Origin of the sequence: Streptomyces corynorhini (assembly GCF_003346515.1) — a bacterium.
Taxonomy (GTDB): domain Bacteria; phylum Actinomycetota; class Actinomycetes; order Streptomycetales; family Streptomycetaceae; genus Streptomyces; species Streptomyces corynorhini.
This window is the reverse complement of the sequence record NZ_QQNA01000431.1, coordinates 1-2,515: the sequence shown is the minus strand read 5'-3', so window position 1 is coordinate 2,515 and position 2,515 is coordinate 1. Positions and strand designations below refer to the sequence as shown.

1 protein-coding gene is annotated in these 2,515 nt (G+C 73.8%); it reads right to left on the bottom strand.

Translation table 11 applies throughout. The annotated features are described in order from the left end of the window. Positions 1–91: 91 nt before the first annotated feature. The coding region (locus DVH02_RS34000) for an SDR family NAD(P)-dependent oxidoreductase (protein WP_233518633.1) at positions 92–2,515 on the bottom strand (2,424 nt) is incomplete at its 5' end.

Genomic DNA, 2,515 nt, shown 5'->3' with positions numbered 1-2,515 from the left:
CGGGTGGAGCGGGTGGAGCGGGGAACGAAGGGTGAGCGGTGGAGCTGGTGGAGCTGGTGGAGCGGAGCGTGAGTGGTAGCGGCGGGTTCCTCTAGCCGAGACCGAGTTCCTTGTTGATGAGGTCGAACATCTCGTCGTCGGAGGCGGCTCCGAGAGTTCCGTCCTCGGGTGCCGCGACGTCGGCGGGGTGATCGGACAGCCGCCACAACAGCGCCTGGAGGCGGGTGGTGATGCGCGTACGGGCGGAGTCGTCGCCCGGGTCGAGCGCGGCGACCGTCGCCTCCAGGGCATCCAGCGACGCGAGGTCGCCCTGGTCCACGGGCGCGGTGTCCGGGGCGAGTTCGGCGAGCAGGCGTTCGCCGAGGGCGGCGGGGGTGGGGTGGTCGAAGACCAGGGTGGCGGGGAGGCCGAGCCCGGTGGCCTCCTTGAGCCGGTTGCGGAGTTCCACGGCGGTCAGCGAGTCGAAGCCGAGGTCGCGGAATGCCTGCCCCGGCGCGATCGCGGTGACGCCGTCGTGTCCGAGGACCGCCGCGACCTGGGTACGGATGAGGTGGAGGACCGTCCGCTCCCGCTCGGCGCTGCCCGCGCCCGCGAGCCGCTGCGCGAAGGCGGCCGCCGGCCCCGCCGACTGCTCACCGCCTCCTCCGGTGCCGTCTGCGTCGGCACCCGGCGTGGCGGATTCGGTGCGTCGCGTCTCGGGGATCCCGTCGAAGAGACGGCGGCGGCGGGTGGCCGAGTAGGTCGGCGCGAACCGGTCCCAGTCGACCGCAGCGACGACGAGCGACGGCTCGTCCAGCTCCAGGGCCTGCCGTACGGCGCCGACGGCCACCTCGGGGTCCATCGTGATGACGCCGTAGCGGTGCAGCCGTTCGCTCTCCTCCGCGTGGACCATTCCGCCGCCCGACCAGGCGCCCCAGGCGATGGAGGTGGCGGCCCGGCCCCGCGCGCGGCGGCGCTCCGCGAACGCGTCGAGGTAGGCGTTGGCCGCCGCGTACCCGCAGTGGCCACCGTCGCCCCAGACGCCCGCGCCGGACGAGAACAGCACGAAGGCGACCTCGGGGCGGTCGGCGAGCAGTTCGTCGAGGTGGACCGCGCCCGCGATCTTGGCGCTCATCACATCCCTCAGGTCGCCGAGGCCGGTGTCACCGATCGCGGCGGACGGCGGCTCGACGCCCGCCGCGTGCACCACGGTGCCGACCGGGGCGTCGTCGGGTACGGCGGCGAGCAGAGCGGCGAGCTGGGTGCGGTCGGTGATGTCGCAGGCGGCAACGGTGACGCGGGCGCCGAGCGCGGTGAGTTCGGCTGCCAGGTCGGTGGCGCCTGGCGCCTCGGGGCCGCGTCGGCTGACCAGCAGCAGGTGCGCGGCGCCGGTCGCGGCGAGCCGCCGGGCGAGGTGGGCGCCGAGGGCACCGGTACCGCCGGTGATGAGGGTCGTTCCGGTGAAGCCGCCGAAGACGGCGTCCGTACGGGCCTCGGGCCGGGGGCCGGCGGGCTTGCGGACCATACGGCGGACGAGGAGCCCTTCCGCGCGCACCGCGAACTGGTCCTCGTCGTCCGCGCCGGCCAAGGCCACGGCGACGTGGTTCCAGCTACGGCCGTCGAGTCCGGCACGCGTCGGCAGGTCGATCAGGCCGCCCCAGAGTTGCGGATGGTCGAGCCCGTAGACCCGGCCCAGCCCCCAGACGGCCGCCTGTTCGGGCAGCGGTCCTTCATCGGCCGGGTCCTGTACCGTCCGTGCGCCCGTCACGTCGACGGCGCCGCGCGTGACGGTCCACAGTGGCACGTCGGCCTTGACGTCCGTCAACGTCCGCATCAGCAGGAAGGTGGCGCCGAGGACCTGAGGTACGGCGATGTCCTGCCCGTCGTTCGACGTGGCGGTGGCTGGGGCGAGCGGGAGGAGATTGAGGACGGCGCTCGTGGCGGGCGACCGGTCGAAGGCGTTCCTGAGGCGGTCGGCCAGTTCGGTTCCTTCCTCGCCGGTCACGTCGACGGTGAACGTGACGACCTCGTCCACGCCCTGGTGGCCTCGCAGCCGTTCGACCAGGTCGCGGGTGACCGGGTCCGCGTCCGAGCCGTCGCCGTCGGTGCTGTCGGCTGCGGGCAGCACGACCAGCCAATGGGAGGGCAGTGCACCGGTATTGGCGGCGGGCCCTTCGGAGGGCTGCCAGGCCACCGAGTAGCGCCAGGAGTCCAGGAGGGTGCTCTCCCTGCGGTGCTTGCGCCACTCGGCCAGCATGGGCAGCACGGCTCCGCCCGTGCCGAGCGTCCCTCGCAGCTCGGGCGCCAGGTCGAGAGTGTCGGCGAGCGCTTCGAGGTCCTCGCGTTCGACCGCTTCCCAGAAGCGGGCGTCCACGTCGTCCCCGGTCGCGCCCGGCGCGGCGGGGCGGACAACGGGCTCGGGGAGATCGAGCCAGTACCGGCGCCGCTGGAAGGCGTAGGTCGGGAGCGGGACGGTGGTGCCGTCCTGACCGGCAAGAACAGCCGTCCAGTCCACAGGAACACCCCGCACCCACGC